Source organism: Ruegeria sp. H9 (assembly GCF_056532915.1).
The window spans coordinates 697,851-713,937 of record NZ_JBQFNX010000002.1; the positions used below are offsets into that span (position 1 = coordinate 697,851).

At 58.1% G+C, this 16,087-nt stretch carries 19 protein-coding genes; 14 read left to right on the forward strand and 5 right to left on the reverse strand.

The window, feature by feature from the left end:
• The first annotated feature begins 39 nt into the window (after positions 1 to 39).
• From ACR0CZ_RS11985 to ACR0CZ_RS12010, 6 genes are all read left to right on the forward strand, one after another.
• Positions 40 to 717 carry an orotate phosphoribosyltransferase gene (locus ACR0CZ_RS11985; protein ID WP_170396839.1) on the forward strand — a complete coding sequence of 226 codons (678 nt, stop codon included), beginning with the start codon at positions 40 to 42 and terminating at the stop codon, positions 715 to 717.
• Positions 718 to 918: 201 nt separating this feature from the next.
• Positions 919 to 2,409, forward strand: coding sequence for a replicative DNA helicase (locus ACR0CZ_RS11990; RefSeq protein ID WP_170396837.1), 1,491 nt, complete (start codon positions 919 to 921; stop codon positions 2,407 to 2,409).
• Between the two features lie 173 nt (positions 2,410 to 2,582).
• On the forward strand, positions 2,583 to 3,521 hold the full coding sequence (locus tag ACR0CZ_RS11995) for an isopenicillin N synthase family oxygenase (protein ID WP_170396835.1): 939 nt from the start codon (positions 2,583 to 2,585) through the stop codon (positions 3,519 to 3,521).
• A gap of 47 nt (positions 3,522 to 3,568) precedes the next feature.
• A complete protein-coding gene (gene alr / locus ACR0CZ_RS12000; protein WP_170396833.1) occupies positions 3,569 to 4,603 on the forward strand; it encodes an alanine racemase in 1,035 nt (344 codons plus the stop codon).
• Positions 4,600 to 5,382, forward strand: a complete 783-nt coding sequence (locus ACR0CZ_RS12005) for an MlaE family ABC transporter permease (RefSeq protein ID WP_170396831.1) — start codon at positions 4,600 to 4,602, stop codon at positions 5,380 to 5,382. Before alr ends, ACR0CZ_RS12005 begins: the two co-directional genes overlap by 4 nt.
• A complete protein-coding gene (locus ACR0CZ_RS12010) occupies positions 5,379 to 6,125 on the forward strand; it encodes an ATP-binding cassette domain-containing protein (protein WP_170396829.1) in 747 nt (248 codons plus the stop codon). The genes ACR0CZ_RS12005 and ACR0CZ_RS12010 overlap by 4 nt, the downstream gene beginning before the upstream one ends.
• On the opposite strand, the gene ACR0CZ_RS12015 is transcribed toward ACR0CZ_RS12010, so the two are convergent.
• On the reverse strand, positions 6,122 to 6,514 hold the full coding sequence (locus tag ACR0CZ_RS12015) for a hypothetical protein (protein ID WP_170396827.1): 393 nt from the start codon (positions 6,512 to 6,514) through the stop codon (positions 6,122 to 6,124). The genes ACR0CZ_RS12010 and ACR0CZ_RS12015 overlap by 4 nt on opposite strands.
• Before the next feature lie 145 nt (positions 6,515 to 6,659).
• Here ACR0CZ_RS12015 and ACR0CZ_RS12020 point away from each other — a divergent pair, with 145 nt between their 5' ends.
• From ACR0CZ_RS12020 to ACR0CZ_RS12055, 8 genes are all read left to right on the forward strand, one after another.
• Positions 6,660 to 7,112 carry a paraquat-inducible protein A gene (locus ACR0CZ_RS12020; protein ID WP_170465294.1) on the forward strand — a complete coding sequence of 151 codons (453 nt, stop codon included), beginning with the start codon at positions 6,660 to 6,662 and terminating at the stop codon, positions 7,110 to 7,112.
• A gap of 148 nt (positions 7,113 to 7,260) precedes the next feature.
• Positions 7,261 to 8,037: a DNA repair protein gene (locus tag ACR0CZ_RS12025; protein ID WP_170465292.1), complete on the forward strand. Its 777-nt coding sequence runs from the start codon at positions 7,261 to 7,263 to the stop codon at positions 8,035 to 8,037.
• 121 nt (positions 8,038 to 8,158) lie between these two features.
• Positions 8,159 to 9,523 carry a DNA repair protein RadA gene (gene radA, locus ACR0CZ_RS12030; protein WP_170406458.1) on the forward strand — a complete coding sequence of 455 codons (1,365 nt, stop codon included), beginning with the start codon at positions 8,159 to 8,161 and terminating at the stop codon, positions 9,521 to 9,523.
• 40 nt (positions 9,524 to 9,563) lie between these two features.
• On the forward strand, positions 9,564 to 10,136 hold the full coding sequence (locus ACR0CZ_RS12035; protein WP_170396819.1) for a CvpA family protein: 573 nt from the start codon (positions 9,564 to 9,566) through the stop codon (positions 10,134 to 10,136).
• 472 nt (positions 10,137 to 10,608) lie between these two features.
• Complete coding sequence (locus ACR0CZ_RS12040; protein WP_170396817.1) at positions 10,609 to 10,764, forward strand: hypothetical protein; 156 nt, start codon at positions 10,609 to 10,611, stop codon at positions 10,762 to 10,764.
• A 16-nt stretch (positions 10,765 to 10,780) separates the two neighbouring features.
• Complete coding sequence (gene purF / locus ACR0CZ_RS12045) at positions 10,781 to 12,301, forward strand: amidophosphoribosyltransferase (protein WP_170396815.1); 1,521 nt, start codon at positions 10,781 to 10,783, stop codon at positions 12,299 to 12,301.
• A 238-nt stretch (positions 12,302 to 12,539) separates the two neighbouring features.
• On the forward strand, positions 12,540 to 12,788 hold the full coding sequence (locus ACR0CZ_RS12050; RefSeq protein WP_170396813.1) for a hypothetical protein: 249 nt from the start codon (positions 12,540 to 12,542) through the stop codon (positions 12,786 to 12,788).
• A 42-nt stretch (positions 12,789 to 12,830) separates the two neighbouring features.
• A complete protein-coding gene (locus ACR0CZ_RS12055; protein ID WP_170396811.1) occupies positions 12,831 to 13,475 on the forward strand; it encodes an SDR family NAD(P)-dependent oxidoreductase in 645 nt (214 codons plus the stop codon).
• 61 nt (positions 13,476 to 13,536) lie between these two features.
• Here ACR0CZ_RS12055 and ACR0CZ_RS12060 read toward each other — a convergent pair whose 3' ends face one another.
• The 4 genes from ACR0CZ_RS12060 to ACR0CZ_RS12075 all read right to left on the reverse strand — a co-directional run bounded on the left by ACR0CZ_RS12060 (position 13,537) and on the right by ACR0CZ_RS12075 (position 16,050).
• Positions 13,537 to 14,379 carry an ATP-binding protein gene (locus tag ACR0CZ_RS12060; RefSeq protein ID WP_170396985.1) on the reverse strand — a complete coding sequence of 281 codons (843 nt, stop codon included), beginning with the start codon at positions 14,377 to 14,379 and terminating at the stop codon, positions 13,537 to 13,539.
• 115 nt (positions 14,380 to 14,494) lie between these two features.
• Entirely contained in the window at positions 14,495 to 15,373 is an 879-nt protein-coding gene (gene tatC, locus ACR0CZ_RS12065; RefSeq protein WP_170396809.1) for a twin-arginine translocase subunit TatC, read from the reverse strand.
• Positions 15,370 to 15,828 carry a Sec-independent protein translocase protein TatB gene (tatB, locus tag ACR0CZ_RS12070; RefSeq protein WP_170396807.1) on the reverse strand — a complete coding sequence of 153 codons (459 nt, stop codon included), beginning with the start codon at positions 15,826 to 15,828 and terminating at the stop codon, positions 15,370 to 15,372. The genes tatC and tatB overlap by 4 nt, the downstream gene beginning before the upstream one ends.
• Before the next feature lie 6 nt (positions 15,829 to 15,834).
• Complete coding sequence (locus ACR0CZ_RS12075; protein ID WP_010440381.1) at positions 15,835 to 16,050, reverse strand: twin-arginine translocase TatA/TatE family subunit; 216 nt, start codon at positions 16,048 to 16,050, stop codon at positions 15,835 to 15,837.
• Between the last annotated feature and the right edge of the window lie 37 nt (positions 16,051 to 16,087).

Here is a 16,087-nt window from a genome sequence, read left to right on the forward strand (position 1 = left end):
ATCAGCCTGCGACACCCTTTCAGCCCAGAGGTTTGCGCCATGATCCCCAGTTCCTTCCCCGACAGCACCGAAATCGCCCGCCTGACCGCGCGGATGCTGCTGGAGATCAAAGCCGTACACTTTAATTCCCGCGAACCTTTCACGCTGGCCAGCGGTCTACCAAGCCCGACCTATATCGATTGCCGCAAGCTGATCTCGTACCCGCGCATCCGCTCGATCCTGATGGACTTCCTGACGGTAACCGTGATGCGCGACGCGGGGTTCGAAGCGTTTGACAATATCGCCGGTGGCGAGACAGCAGGTATTCCCTTCGCTGCAATGGTGGCCGAGCGCATGGCACTGCCAATGACCTACGTGCGGAAGAAACCCAAAGGCTACGGCCGGAACGCCCGCATCGAAGGCGCGATGAGCGAGGGTGAGCGGGTATTGCTGGTTGAGGACCTGACCACCGATGGAGGCTCAAAACTGTCCTTTGTCGACGCGATCCGCGAAACCGGTGCGACCTGTGGGCATACGGCTGTGATCTTCTATTATGGTATTTTCCCCGAAACCGAGAAAACGCTGGGCGATCACGGCGTAAAATTGCACTCGCTTTGTACTTGGTGGGATGTTTTGGCGGAAGCCAAAGCGCAAAAGGCCTTTGACGAAGAGACGCTTGATGGCGTCGAGGCCTTCCTGAACGACCCGCGCGGTTGGCAGGACGCACATAAAAGCTGACGTTGCGCAAACTGTTTTCAGAATGGAAACACTGACCGCTGCGTCGATCGCTTCATCCACAAGATGTTGACGCAACCCTGCCTCATCCTTCAATATGATGGGGCAGAGAGATATGCACAGCATATCCCCAGAAAACATACAATTTGCGCCGACTCACAGGGCCGCGCTATGGCCTCTGTCCAGGGGACAAAGAGAACAGCAATGAACGAGATCAGCAGTATCGAGCAGGCCGCCGCACAGATTCAGAACCCAGAAACAATGCCGCACTCCATCGAGGCCGAGCAGCAGCTTCTGGGTGCGATTCTGACGAATAACGATCTGTATGATCGGGTCGCATCGATTATTGGGGCCGAGCATTTCTATGATCCGGTTCATGCGCGCATCTACGAAGTCGCGTCGACCCGTATCGCTAAAAATGCGCTGGCTTCACCCGTCACGCTGAAGTCTTTCATGGCCGAGGATGAGGGCCTGAAGGATCTGGGTGGTCCGGCCTATCTGGTCAAGCTTGCCGGTGCCTCAATCAGTGCCTTTGCGGTGCATGACTACGCCCAGATGATCTATGACCTCGCCATTCGGCGCGAGCTGATCCGGCTGGGCCGGGACATTTCAGACAAGGCTGCGAGGGTCGATGTCAGCAGCGAGCCCAAAGAACAAATCGTCGAGGCCGAGCAACAGCTTTATCAGTTATCCGAGCAGGGCCAGACCGAACAGGGTTTTCAATCCTTCCTCAAGGCGGTCACAGAAGCCGTCAACGTCACCAACGAGGCGTACCAACGCGGTGGCGGCATGGCGGGGATTTCCACCGGTCTGGCCGATCTCGACAAGCAATTGGGTGGCCTGCACCCGTCCGACCTGATCATTTTGGCCGGGCGTCCGTCGATGGGTAAGACATCGCTGGCAACAAACGTCGCATTTAACGTGGCCAAGGCCTACAAGCGCGGCACCAAGCCGGACGGCTCTGAAGGTGCGATCGACGGCGGTGTGGTTGGGTTCTTTTCACTCGAAATGAGCGCCGAACAGCTTGCGGGCCGGGTTCTGGCCGAGGCTTCCGAGATCTCCAGTCACAAAATCCGCCAGGGCGACATGACCGAGGCCGAGTTCCGCCGCTTCGTTGACGCCGCGAAAGAACTGGAAGCCTGCCCGCTATTCATCGATGACACCCCCGCCCTGCCGATCTCGCAACTCGCTGCCCGTGCACGGCGGCTGAAGCGGACGCACGGGCTGGATTTGCTGGTGATCGACTACCTTCAGCTCTGCCGCGGAATGGCCGACAACCGCGTCAACGAAATCGCCGAGATTTCGATGGGCATGAAAGCCATCGCCAAGGAACTCAATATCCCGGTCATCGCACTGTCACAGCTCAGCCGACAGGTAGAAAGCCGTGACGACAAACGCCCGCAGCTGTCTGACCTGCGGGAATCGGGCTCGATCGAACAGGATGCCGACGTTGTGATGTTCGTGTTCCGCGAGGAATACTATAAGGAACGCGAAAAACCCGGCGATCACGAGCTGGAAAAGATGGAAGAATGGAAACAGGCCATGGAGCGCCTGCATGGCAAGGCCGAGGTGATCGTCGGCAAGCAGCGCCACGGCCCCATCGGCACAGTAGAGCTGTCGTTCGAGGCTCAGTTCACCCGCTTCGGCAATCTGGTCAAACCCTGGCAACAGGATAGCCAAATCGAGGGCTATTGATCCCTTGACCTGCCCGGTCCGATGTGTACGGATCGGGCCATGCAAGCTTGTCTCAATCCCCTACCCCGGCGCGTGATTCTGGCGCGTCATTTCGGGCATCGCCGCAAACGCTTTGCGGGATAGACCGGGGGCATTTTTGTCCCTGCAATCTTCCCCCTATAAGCGAGAGAGACATGACTGAATTCACAGAGATCCCCGTTATTCGTCTGGGTGCACGCCCTGATGAGGAAATCGCGGCCGAGTTTCGTTCGGCCTACGGCACGACTGGTTTCGGCTATATCGAAGATCACGGAATAGACCCGCAGCTGATGCGCGATGTGTTCGAAGCCTCAAAACAGTTTCACGCGCTGCCGCTGGATCAAAAGCTGGCAATCGCAGTCGACCACACGCATCGCGGATACATCGCCATCAACACATCGACAGATGTGAACTCAACACTGGCCGATGTAACAAAACCCAACCAATCCGCCAGCTTCATGATGATGCGCGAGGATGCTGGCGTTGATCCCGATATCTACCTCTCGGGTCCAAACCGATGGCCTGATCTACCGGATTTTCGCGACACCCTGGAAACCTACGTTAAGGCTATGTCGGCCCTTGGACGCAGATTGATGCATATCGCGCTGATCGCTTGCGACGCGCAGGATTTCTCGATCCTTTCCGCCTTTGATGAGCCTACATTCTGGCTGCGTCTGCTTCACTATCCTCCGCAAGCAAAGACCAGCCCCGATGATCTATTCGGCTCAGCCCCGCACACTGATTTCGGATGCCTTACGCTGCTTGCTCAAGATCAGGTGGGCGGCTTGCAGGTCAAAACACCGTCAAGGCATTGGGTTGACGTTCCGTCCCGTCCCGACGCTTTTGTCGTCAATGTCGGGGATATGCTGCACCGGATGTCGAACGGCCGCCTGCTTTCGACGCCGCATCGGGTCATCAACCGTTCGGGCCGTGAACGATATAGCGTTCCGTTCTTCTTTGATCCTCATGTCAGCACAATCATCGAACCCCTACCCGGGACCGGCCAACCTCAGTTTAGCCCCTTATTATTTGCGGATTTCCTGCGTTCCGAGCTGGAAGCGGCCTATGAGGCGCATAAACCCGCCAAGAATTAAGGTGCTCCCCCTTGACCTGGGCCAATCCTATGTGATGAACGGCGTTTATGAGTACCGCACATCTGACGATAAATCTGCACGCGCTCGCCCAGAACTGGCAGGCGCTTGACGCAATGACCCAGGTTGAAACCGGCGCAGTGGTCAAAGCTGACGCTTACGGGTTAGGTGCCGGTCCAGTCGCCTCTGCGCTGGCTGAGGAAGGCGTTGCAAAATTCTTCGTCGCCGTTGCCGAGGAAGGCGTGGCCGTGCGTGAGGCTGTGGGCCCCGGCCCGCTGGTTGCGGTGTTTTCCGGACATATGGAGGGTGACACGGATCTGCTGCGCCAGCATGATCTGACGCCGTTGATCAACTCGCCCGAACAATTCAAGCGTCATCGTCAGGCCCTGCCCGATCATGGCTTTGGTATCCAGCTCGACAGCGGTATGAATCGCCTTGGGCTTGAGCCTGCGGACTGGGCCGAACTGCGGCACGAAGCTCTTGCCCTGGACCCGCTGGTCGTGATGTCGCATTTGGCCTGCGGGGATGAGCCTGAACACCCTATGAACCGCCAACAGTTGAACACGTTCAAACAGATGACCGATGGCGTCGACGCGCCGCGCTCGCTTGCGGCGACGGGTGGTACTCTGATGGGGCCGGAATTCCACTTTGACTTTTGCCGCCCAGGGATTGGCCTGTACGGCGGGATGCCCTTTGCCGGGGCCAAGCCGGTCGTCACCGTCGATATGCCGGTGATTCAAGTGCGCGACGTCGCCGTGGGCGAGACCGTCGGCTACGGCAACAGCTGGAGCGCGCGCCGCCCGTCGAAGATTGCGACCGTTGCGGCCGGTTATGCCGATGGGCTGCATCGCGCCATTGGGGGCGGCATCGATACATTCGCTGGTGATCAGCCCTGCCCGGTGGTAGGACGTATCTCGATGGACCTGATCACCGTGGATGTGACTGACTTGCCGTATAAACCTGATCGCCTGCGTATCCTGAACGGGCACCAAACCGTCGATGATCTGGCCGAAGCCGCTGGCACCATCGGCTATGAAATTCTGACCTCGCTCGGCAGTCGCTTTTCGCGGGGCTACGTGGAATGAATCCCGTTTCATTGCTGGGTGAGCTGGGGCGTTCTATCCTGACCATGCTCGCCGCGTTTGGCCGCGTCGCGCTGTTCGCGCTCGACGCGGTTTCGCACATTTTTCGACCACCGTTTTACCCGCGCGAGTTCGGAATCGCCCTGCTGAATATCGGCTGGTTGTCCCTGCCCGTGGTCGGCCTGACCGCCATCTTCACCGGCGGCGCGTTGGCGCTGCAGATCTACGCAGGCGGCGCGCGTTTCAACGCCGAGGCCGTGGTGCCCCAGATCGTCGCCATAGGCATGGTGCGAGAGCTTGGCCCGGTGCTGGTCGGCCTGATGATCGCCGCCCGCGTGACGTCTTCGATCGCCGCCGAGATTGCGACGATGAAAGTGACCGAGCAGATCGACGCTCTGGTCACATTGTCCACCCATCCGATGAAATACCTCACCGCCCCACGCGTGTTGGCCGCCCTAATCACGGTTCCAGCGCTGGTCGGGGTCGGAGATATCATCGGGATCGCAGGCGGTTACACCGTTGCAACGCAAAATCTGGGCTTCAACCCGGCGGCCTATCTGAAAAACACCGTCGATTTCCTTGAAGCGCGGGATATCGTTTCGTCACTCGTCAAAGGTGCTGCATTCGGCGTGATCGCCGCCATTATGGGTTGCTATTACGGCATGTCCTCAGGCCGCGGCGCGCAGGGCGTGGGCCGCGCCACCAAGGGCTCGGTCGAGGCTGCTGCCGTGCTGATCCTCGCCGCCAATTTCGTTCTTACAGGGGTGTTCTTCTCGCTATGATCCGGATGGAGAACGTACATAAGGCCTTTGACGACAACCACGTCCTGCAAGGCATGAACCTTGAGATCCCCAAGGGCACCTCTATGGTCATCATCGGCGGTTCTGGAACTGGCAAATCCGTGGCGTTGAAATGTATCCTCGGCCTGATCAAACCCGACAGCGGCATGATCTACGTCGACGGCAAAGACGCCGCGAAAGGCGACCGCGATGCGTTTCTGGCCCGCTTTGGAATGCTGTTTCAGGGCGCGGCGCTGTTCGACTCGCTGCCCGTCTGGCAAAACGTCGCCTTCCGCCTGCTGCGCGGCTCGTTGAAACGCCCCGCTGATGAAGCCCGCGAAATCGCCATCGAGAAACTGCGCCGCGTGGGCCTGAAATCCAACGTTGCTGACCGGTTCCCGGCCGAGCTGTCGGGCGGCATGCAAAAACGCGTCGGCCTCGCCCGCGCCATCGCCGCCGAGCCCGAGATCATCTTTTTCGACGAGCCTACCACCGGCCTCGACCCAATCATGTCCGGCGTCATCAACGACCTGATCCGCGAAATTGTGACCGAGATGGGCGCCACCGCGATGACCATCACCCACGACATGAGCTCGGTCCGCGCGATTGCCGACAACGTCGCCATGCTGCACGGAGGCGTGATCCAGTGGACCGGCCCGGTCGGCCAGATGGACGCCTCGGGCGATCCCTATGTGGAGCAGTTCATCAGCGGGAGTGCCGAAGGGCCGATTGAGGCGGTGCGTTAAGCTCTCTCCTCTTCACGTTCCTGCTTTAACTGATCATACGCGCGCTTAGCGTAGTCATAGCGCAATAGATATTGCCCTGCGCTTATCACAAAGTCGGGGGTTTGAATGCGTATTGCATCAAACACTTGGCGAAGATGTGTTCCGGAAACCGGGATGTAGCCGGGATCTTCACCAGAAAACTTGTTGTATAGACGGCCACCAAGCCATCCGGCTCTTTTTCGTGCGCGATCCGTTTCGTAGAGTCGGAAATGCAAAACACCGAAAAGCTGCTCTCGGTCAAACGGTAATCTGTCTGCTGCAACACTCCCAGCAGAAAAGACAACATTCAAACCTCCTGTTATCGCTGCAGAGGTTCCTTTGCTCAACGCGGATGGGCCGTTTACGATCATTATTATTGGGTCAGACACTGCAATCTAAAGCTGATTAATTTATGACTTACCTAACCTTACACTCAACTCAAGCGACGGCAACTCAGAACTTGCCGCAGATACCTCCACTCATTAAGTATTCAATTGCCTTACCAAAATCTTGTTCATGATCCTCCGCCTTGCCACCCTATCCCTCCTGATCCTCTACCCCATCGCGTGGTTCGCCCCGCTGATGCGCGCCGGTCTGCTCCCGATCTTCGGCCTCAGTGAAATCAGCGTCATCACCGGGCTCCAGTCCTTGTGGAAGTCCGACATCTTCCTCGCGTTGATCGTTACCGTCTTCGCCCTCTTCGCGCCCTACGTCAAAACCATCGGCACCGCGCTGATCCAATGGAACCTGCTGGACCCGCGCGTTCAGCCCGCGCTCAACATCCTCGGCAAGCTGGCAATGGCCGATATCTTCCTCATCGCGCTTTACATCACGTTGGCCAAAGGCATCTCATACGCCACCATCGAAACCGCATGGGGTCTCTACCTGTTTACCGGCTGCATTCTGGCTTCACTTGCACTGGGCCATATTACAGAGATGACATTTGGATCACGAAAACCTCAGACCTAATTGATTGAAAACAGATTTCTGAGTATCATCTTAATATTTCGAGCAGTAAATTTTGTAGTTTATGGGTCCGTAGCGGATCACTTCGCGTCTGTTTAACCTTCCGCTTCGGCCCGGTTTTTGTACCGGTTGAAGAAGGAGAACGACGATCATGGCCGCCCTCCACACAATAACATTGCAATTTCAGAATACCTTATTAAGGCTCACTTTTTTCTTGATCTGCGCCGCAGCATTGTTCGCGGTGACGACCACCATTTTATCCGCGTTTGGTATCCTGCCCTGGCTCTCGTTGCAGGCCGGTCTCAGCAACGGTGCAACAATTGACGCAGGCATCTATATTCAGATCGGATTAACCGCCCTGATCCTGATGCTGGTCTTCTATCTGCCATCGAACGCCCGCATGATGGCGCTTGAAAACACCCATCGTAAGTTCACAATGAATATGCAGGACGTGGCCGGGGCCTATCAGGTCGCCCATGCCGCCGACCGCAGCGGCGCCTTTGCGCTGGCCTCCGAATTCGACGCGGTGAAAGAGCGCATGGCCTTCCTGCGCGATCACCCCGATTTGCAGGGGCTCGAACCGCAGGTGCTGGAACTGGCTGCTCAGATGAGCCAGATCAGTCAGGAACTGGCCGAGACCTATGGGGACACAAAGGTCGAACGCGCCCGTGCCTTCCTGCGGCAACGTCAGGAAGAGGTCGAACAATTCCAGCAGCGCATCGAGGAAGCCCAAATCATCCAGCACGAGCTGCGCCAATGGACCCGAGACATCGAGATCGAGGAATCCATCGCCAAATCGCAACTCGCGCGCCTCAGGGATGAGCTGTTCGATCTGCTTCCGGAACTGTCGGCGCAATTGCAATCCCCCACGGACGATCAAACACCGGGCAGCGTGGTCGCGATGACCCCGCCGCGTGCCGCGGAATAGGCGCGTCTAGCGCCCGCAGCGGACGATGGCCCGAAGGGCCTGAGGACGTGGCGCGCCACCGGCGGTGAGGAAAGCCCGCAAGGGCTTGAAGAACCGCCCTTCCTCGGGCACCAAGGGCGACATGGCAAAGACACAATCCTTCACCTGCTCCGCCTGCGGTGCCTCACATACACGATGGTCAGGCCGCTGCGACGGCTGCGGCGAATGGAACACCATCGTTCAGGAAGCCCCGCTCTCGGCGGGACCAGCCAAGAAGTCGCTCGGGGGCAAGCGCGGTCAATCCATCGCGCTCACCGACCTCTCGACCGAGGAAACACCCCCGCCCCGCACCCTCTGCGGTGTTGAAGAATTGGACCGTGTCCTCGGCGGCGGCCTTGTCCCTGCATCGGCGCTGCTGGTGGGCGGTGACCCCGGCATTGGCAAATCGACCCTCTTACTGCAAGCTGCAGCACGTTTTGCCCGCAAAGGTGTCAAAACCATCTACGTCTCGGGCGAGGAGGCCAGCGCACAGGTTAGGATGCGCGCGCGCCGGTTAGGTCTGGAAGAGTCGCCGGTGCAATTGGCCGCTGAAACCAACCTTCGGGACATCCTCACGACGCTAGAGGCAGAAAAACCCGGCCTCGCCATCATCGACTCGATCCAGACGATGTGGGCCGATAATGTCGACAGCGCGCCGGGCTCGGTGTCGCAGGTGCGCGCCGCAGCGCATGAGCTGACGACATTTGCAAAACGCCACGGCGTATCGATCATCATGGTTGGCCACGTCACCAAAGAAGGCCAGATCGCTGGCCCCCGTGTAGTCGAACATATGGTCGACACCGTGCTTTACTTCGAAGGCGAACGCGGGCACCAGTTCCGCATCCTGCGCGCCGTTAAGAACCGCTTTGGCCCAGCGGATGAGATCGGCGTCTTCGAAATGACCGGCAAAGGGCTGGCGCAAGTCACCAACCCCTCGGCCCTGTTCCTATCGGAACGCGGTAAGCCCAGCCCAGGTTCCGCCGTATTCGCAGGTATCGAAGGCACCCGCCCCGTGCTGGTCGAATTGCAAGCACTGGTGGCGCCGTCCCCCCATTCCCAGCCCCGCCGCACAGTTGTCGGATGGGATAGCGGGCGGCTCGCCATGATCCTTGCAGTGCTCGAAGCACGCTGCGGCATCCCCTTTGCCGGGCTCGATGTCTATCTGAACGTCGCCGGAGGGCTGAAAGTCAGCGAACCCGCCGCTGACCTCGCCGTTGCTGCTGCACTGCTCAGCGCTCGTGAAGACACCGCCCTGCCTGCCGATACGGTCGTTTTCGGAGAAATCTCGCTATCCGGGGCACTTAGACCAGCCCCGCAGACCGAAAACAGGTTGAAAGAAGCGCAAAAACTTGGTTTCACAGCGGCAATTGCTCCGGCAGGTGGCAAAACTGGCACTGTGGCAGGTCTGACACTCACCCGACCCTCTGATTTGGTGGGGTTTGTTGGCGAAACCTTCGGAGCAGGGTAAAGTCGCGCCTTGAGGGGCAGAAAACGAACAGGCGAGGGCCATGGAAGGTTTTACAATAATTGACGGGGCTGTGGCCCTGATCATCGTGCTGTCGGGCTTGCTGGCCTATTCGCGCGGTTTCATGCGCGAGGTTTTGGCCATCGCAGGTTGGGTCGCCGCGGCAGTTCTAGCATTCATCTTTGCGCCGCAGGCTGTGCCGCTGGTCAAAGAAGTGCCAGTGGTCGGTGAATTCCTGCGCGACAGTTGTGAGCTTTCGGTGATTACCGGCTTTGCCGCCGTCTTCGCCATTGCACTGATCGTAGTCAGCATCTTCACGCCGCTATTCTCTTCACTGGTGCAGCGTTCCGCGCTTGGTGGGCTGGATCAGGCGCTTGGCTTCTTCTTCGGCATCGCCCGCGGCATCCTGTTGGTTGCCATCGCGTTCTTTGTCTACGACACGGTGATGACCGGCCAGTCTTATACCATGGTTGATGAAAGCCGCTCTGCCAAAGTGTTCGAACAGTTCAGCGGACAGATCGAAGAACAAAACCCCGAGGCGGCGCTGGGTTGGGTTACCGCCCAGTACGAAGAGCTGGTCGCAAGCTGCACCGCCGACAACGCCTCTGAGGGCTAATCAAACCAAATTCCAACGAGAAGCCCGGTTTCAGCCGGGCTTTTTTTGCGTTTGGTTCGGAAAAATCAGATAAACCCTTCGCCACCACAAATATTGCAACGGATGGTCTTCAGGCCAAAGCATCCGTCACATCTGCTTGAGATCGGCTTGCCATACTGGTCTCGGCTCTTGATCACTTCACCGGTTCCCTTGCAGATCTCGCAGGGTGCGCGCCCTGCCCCACGACATCGGTGGCAACGCCGCTTGACAGGTTTGTCCTTCGGTGTGTTTTGCTTGTGTTGCCACATGGCGTCTGCTCCACCAGGTATTGCCGGACTGCATGCAAAAAACCTTCGTAATGATATGACAGCATAGGTCTGTACATTTGTCATCCTAAACCCGCGGCGTGTACAATTCGCACCTGCGTCAAATCGCGAATGTGATCCTTTGATGACACACGCATCGTTTGGCATTATGTGGAGGCCATACCGACATGGAATCGGAGCTGCCGACCTTGCTGTATCTGTTTTCTTATGCGCTAGCCGCTTTCGTGCTTGTGCCTGAGTCCCGTGCAAACGGACCAAAACACACCATTCAGATACCCGTCCGCACCCGATCCGACCTGAACGCCATCCTAAGCAAGTCATAGAAATTGGAGCCCGTGTATGTGTGGGATTTTGGGGATCGCAAGCCGGACACATGATGTCTTTGCGGAAATCTATGACGGCTTGCTGATGCTTCAGCACCGAGGTCAGGACGCCTCGGGGATCGTCACCTACAACGGCGAGTTCTTCCGTGAGAAGAAAGCAAATGGTCTCGTCAAAGACGTGTTCAATGCCAGTGACGCCGAAACCCTGTTGGGAAAGGTCGGCATGGGCCATGTCCGCTATCCAACCGCTGGCTCGCTCAGCGCGGCCGAGGCGCAACCATTTTTTGTGAACGCGCCTTATGGCATCTATCTGGTTCACAACGGCAACATCACCAATACCGAAGAACAACGCGAAAAGGTAACTGCCAAATACAGCCGCCACCTGCGCACCACCTCGGATTCCGAGGTTCTACTGAACGTGCTGGCCGACAAGGTCGCTGATGCGATCAAGGTCAATGGTAATGCTGATCCGATCCGCAACCTGTTTGCCGGTGTCAAAATGACGATGGAGCGGGTTCAGGGGGCGTATTCGGTGATCTGCCTCGTCGCGGGCGTCGGGATGCTGGCCTTCCGCGATCCTTACGGCATCCGACCTTTGTCTGTTGCCAAGCGTGCTGCAACTGGTGACGGCGATGATTATGCCTTTGCTTCCGAAGATGTGGCATTCGGCATCAACGGTTTTGACAAGCTGCGCGACCTAGGTCCCGGCGAGGCGATCCTTATCGACCTCGACGGCAATATGCACGAGTTCCAGGCCGTTGAAGGTAAACTGACACCCTGCATCTTCGAGTATGTCTATCTGGCCCGACCAGATTCGCTGCTGGATGGGGTATCGGTTTACAAAACCCAGATGCGCATGGGGCAGACGCTGGCCAAGCAAATTCAGGACTCGGGACTTGAGATCGACCGGATCATCCCTGTGCCAGATAGCGCCCGCCCTGTCGCGCTTGAGGCCGCAAAGATCACAGGCATTCCCTATCGCGAGGGGCTTGTTAAGAACCGTTATGTTGGCCGCACCTTCATCATGCCGGGCCAGGAAGAACGGCAGAAATCCGTGCGTCGCAAACTGAACGCGGTGCCTTTGGAGTTTGACGGTCATAACGTACTGCTGATCGACGATTCGATCGTGCGCGGCAATACAATCAAAAAGATCGTCCAGATGTGCCGTGAGGCCGGCGCCAAAAAGGTCTACATCGCCAGCGCCTCGCCACCGGTGAAATACCCCAATGTCTATGGCATCGATATGCCCACACGACACGAGCTTGTCGCGAATGGCAAAGAGATCGAGGAGATTCGCGAAGAACTGGGTGCGGATGCGCTGTTCTACCAACATCTCGACGATCTGATCTGGGCTGCCAAGGAAGGCAACCCCGAGATCGAAGCTTTTGACTGTTCCTGCTTTGACGGCAACTACGTCACCGGCGTCGACGAGGAATATCTGGGCAGTCTGGAAAACAGCAGTCGGGTCAGCAAAAAGCGTGAGGATATGCAGGTGGTCGGCAGTTCGTGGAACGCGGCGAAACTTGCCTCGGGGTGATCGGGCGAATCGCTTTGTCCTGAGGCGTCGGCCAAGAGACTTGCGCTAGCGGCCATAGGTCAGAATCCGCCGACAACCTATTGCTGAACAGGCTGCATTTGCAAAGGGTTCGGTATGCGGCATTCGAACCGCTCCGAACCGAGTGCTGCCGGCCTTTTGGTCCGGCAAAGCCCGTGTTACCCGAATGCCGAAAACCACTCACAAAACGGGGTCCGGGCGCGCAGCTCGGCCACAGATCATGGCAAACGCAACGGTGAAAAGCGCCGCCACACAGGCGGGGGCGCTCAAGAAGAACGCGGTCTCGGTATTGGGCATTTTTGGGCCCAAGGCGGACCTGCAAGCCCTGGTCCGCATGTCGTCGGGGCGCATTAAGAAAGTGAAACCCGGCAGTCGTGTCGGCCCGGGTAAGGTCGTCGCCATTGATGAAAATGGTGTTGTGCTGCGACAAAGCGGCCAGAACCGAAGGATCGACATCCCCGGCAGCTGATCCTGACTTGACGCCCTGCGCGTGCAGGTTCAAACCCCCCTCATGACCGATCAGACCAAAATCGCCCTTATCACCGGGGCTTCTCGCGGGTTGGGCGCGGCGCTGGCCGAAGCGCTGGCCCCCGACTATCACATCGTCGCTGTCGCTCGCACTCAGGGCGGGCTGGAAGAGCTGGATGACCGCATCCAGGCGAAGGGTGGCTCGGCCACTCTGGCCCCCATGGACATCACCGATCCCAATGCGATGGCGACCCTGTGCCGGGGCATTCACGATCGCTGGGGCAAGATCGATTTGTGGTTGCATACTGCAATCCATACCTCAGCCCTGACGCCAGTGCATTTCGTTGATCCGAAGGAATGGAACAAGGCAGTCAGCATCAATGCAAACGCCACCTCGGTTCTGATCCCGTATGTCTCGCCTTTGTTGGGCGAAACTGGCCATGCCGTGTTCTTCGATGACCCGAAGGCAGGCGAGAAGTTCTATGGCATCTACGGCGCCACCAAAGCGGCACAGATGGCGCTGGCTCGCAGTTGGGCGACCGAGACCGCACGGACGGGACCGCGCGTATCGATTGTTGAGCCTGCACCGATGCCGACCGCTGTCCGTGCACGTTTCCATCCCGGTGAGGATCGGGATGTATTAACCAGCACTGCGGATGAGGCGGCGCGGATTATAGCACTGTTGTGAGAATGGCCCTGACGGGCCATGCCTCCGGCGGAGGTATTTCTGGCCAGATGAAGCGCGCGGACTAACCGATATGGACGCCGTTTCGCCCGGCGAGGTCGACGAAGAATTGCCAGGCGACGCGGCCCGAGCGTGCCCCCCGTGTGGCTTGCCACTCGATGGCTTCGGCGCGCAGAGTTTCGGGATCAACCTTGACGCCATGAGCGGCGCAGTAGCGATCGATCATCGCTAGATATTCGTCCTGATCGCAGGGGTGGAACCCCAGCCACAGGCCGAAACGGTCAGAGAGTGAGACCTTCTCCTCGACCGCCTCGGACGGATTAATGGCGCTGGAGCGTTCGTTTTCGATCATGTCGCGCGGCATCAGGTGGCGGCGGTTTGATGTGGCGTAGAACACAACGTTTTCCGGGCGACCTTCGATACCGCCGTCCAGCACGGCCTTGAGCGATTTGTAATGCTGATCATCGTGGCTGAACGACAAATCATCGCAAAACAGGATGAACCTGTGCGGCGCGGCACGCAGGTGGTTCAGCAAACGCGCGACCGAGCCCATATCCTCGCGCTGCAATTCGACCAGTTTCAGGTCAGGATGCTCATCCTGCAACGTACCGTGCACCGCTTTGACGAGGCTGGATTTCCCCATTCCGCGCGCGCCCCACAAGAGCGCGTTATTAGCCTTGTAACCCGCAGCAAAGCGGCGCGTGTTGTCCAGCAACGTATCGCGGGAGCGGTTGATCCCCACCAATAGATCAAGGTCGACCCGATTGACCTGTGTGACGGGTTCCAGCCGGTCAGGCTCGACATGCCAGACGAAAGCCGGGGCCGCATTGAAATCAGGTGTCGCCAGCGGCGCGGGCGCCATGCGTTCCAACGCGTCCGCAATGCGATTCAGGGCTTGGTCGTCCATCTGCTCCTCCGGGATGTTCTGGCGGAGTTCAACCATGTTCCGATCAACACAACAAGAGTAGCAATTGAAAAAGGCGCGCCTACCTTGGGCGCGCCTTTAAAGCTATTGGAATAGGTTACTTGTTCTCTTCGTAATCCTGCATCACGTCTGCGTCGGCTTCGGCCTCTTCATCGTCGTAGTATCCATCGGCGCGCAACTGTTCTTCGCGCTTCTTCTCGACACGGGCGACCAGGAATATTGAAATTTCATAGAGCCCGTAAACTACGACAAAGAGGATGATCTGGGTGATCACGTCCGGCGGTGTGACAATCGCAGCCAACACCAGAATGCCTACCACCGCATATTTACGCACTGCCCCCAGACCTTCGGCACTGACAAGTCCGGCCTTACCCATCAGTGTCAGCAATACGGGCAATTGAAAGCACAGGCCAAAGGCCACGATGAACTTGATGGTCAGGTTGAGATATTCCTGCGCCGAACCCTGAAACACCACGCTCAAAGGTGCGGTTGCGCCTTCTGCTACAGCTTCCCCTTCCGCTCCAAATTGCTGGAAACCGAGGAAGAAGTCATAGGCCAATGGCGTGACTACATAAAAAGCGAAGCTTGCGCCCAGCAGGAACATGAAGGGAGAGGCCAGCATGAACGGCAGAAACGCGTTCTTTTCCGACTTATACAGGCCCGGCGCCACGAACCTCCACATCTGCATCCCGATATAGGGAAAGGCCAGAATGAACCCGCCCAGCAGCGAAACCTTGATCGCTACAAAGAACCCTTCCTGCGGCGAGATGAAGATCAGCCCGCAATCCTGTCCACGCTCGGTCAGCACCTCACATAGCGGTTGCGTGAGGAAGTTGAATAGTGGCGTGGCCACGGTGAAACAGATGATCATGCCGATCAGAAACGCCACAACGCAGTGGATCAGCCGCGTACGTAGCTCGGCCAGGTGCTCGATCAGGGGTGCCGAGCTGTCCTCGATCTCGTCGGTCTTGGTCATGTCTTGCTTTCGGTTTTCAGCGCTGCTTCGGCCTCTTCCGCCTTGGCCAGCGCATCCGCGGCTTCCTTGGCCTTGCGCTCAGCGGCAGCGCGGGCCGTTGTGGCTTGGATCTTCTTGGCTTGCTCTGCTCGCTCGGTGGCCAGCTTGCCGGTCTCGCTGTCAGGGTCGAACTTGGTTGGGTCGATGGATTTGGCCACGTCGCGCGCGGCTTCGTTGATCCCGTCCATCGCTGTACTAACCGGGTTGGTCGCCGCGTTCAGGCCCTTCTTGATCTCATTGACGCCTGCTTCGTCCGCAGCCTCGTTCATTGCAGTGCTGAATTCGCGCGCCATGCCGCGCGCCTTGCCGACGAACCGTCCGACATTGCGAAACAGTACAGGCAGGTCCTTTGGCCCCACCACGATCAACGCGACGATGCCGATGACCAGAAGCTCGGTCCAGCCCAGATCAAACATCTAGGCTCAGACCTTGTCTTTGTCAGTCTCAGGCGTGACGTCTTTGGCCAGCTCGGACGCATCCTGCTCCAGTTCTTCCGAACCTTCCTTGATGCCTTTTTTGAACGAGGTAATGCCTTTACCCACTTCACCCATCAGCGAGCTGATCTTGCCGCGTCCAAATAGGACGAGAACCACAACAGCAATCAGCAGGATACCCGGAAGGCCAATATTGTTGAGCATGACTTGTCTCCTTCTACGTCGGCGCAGCGCGCCGTGA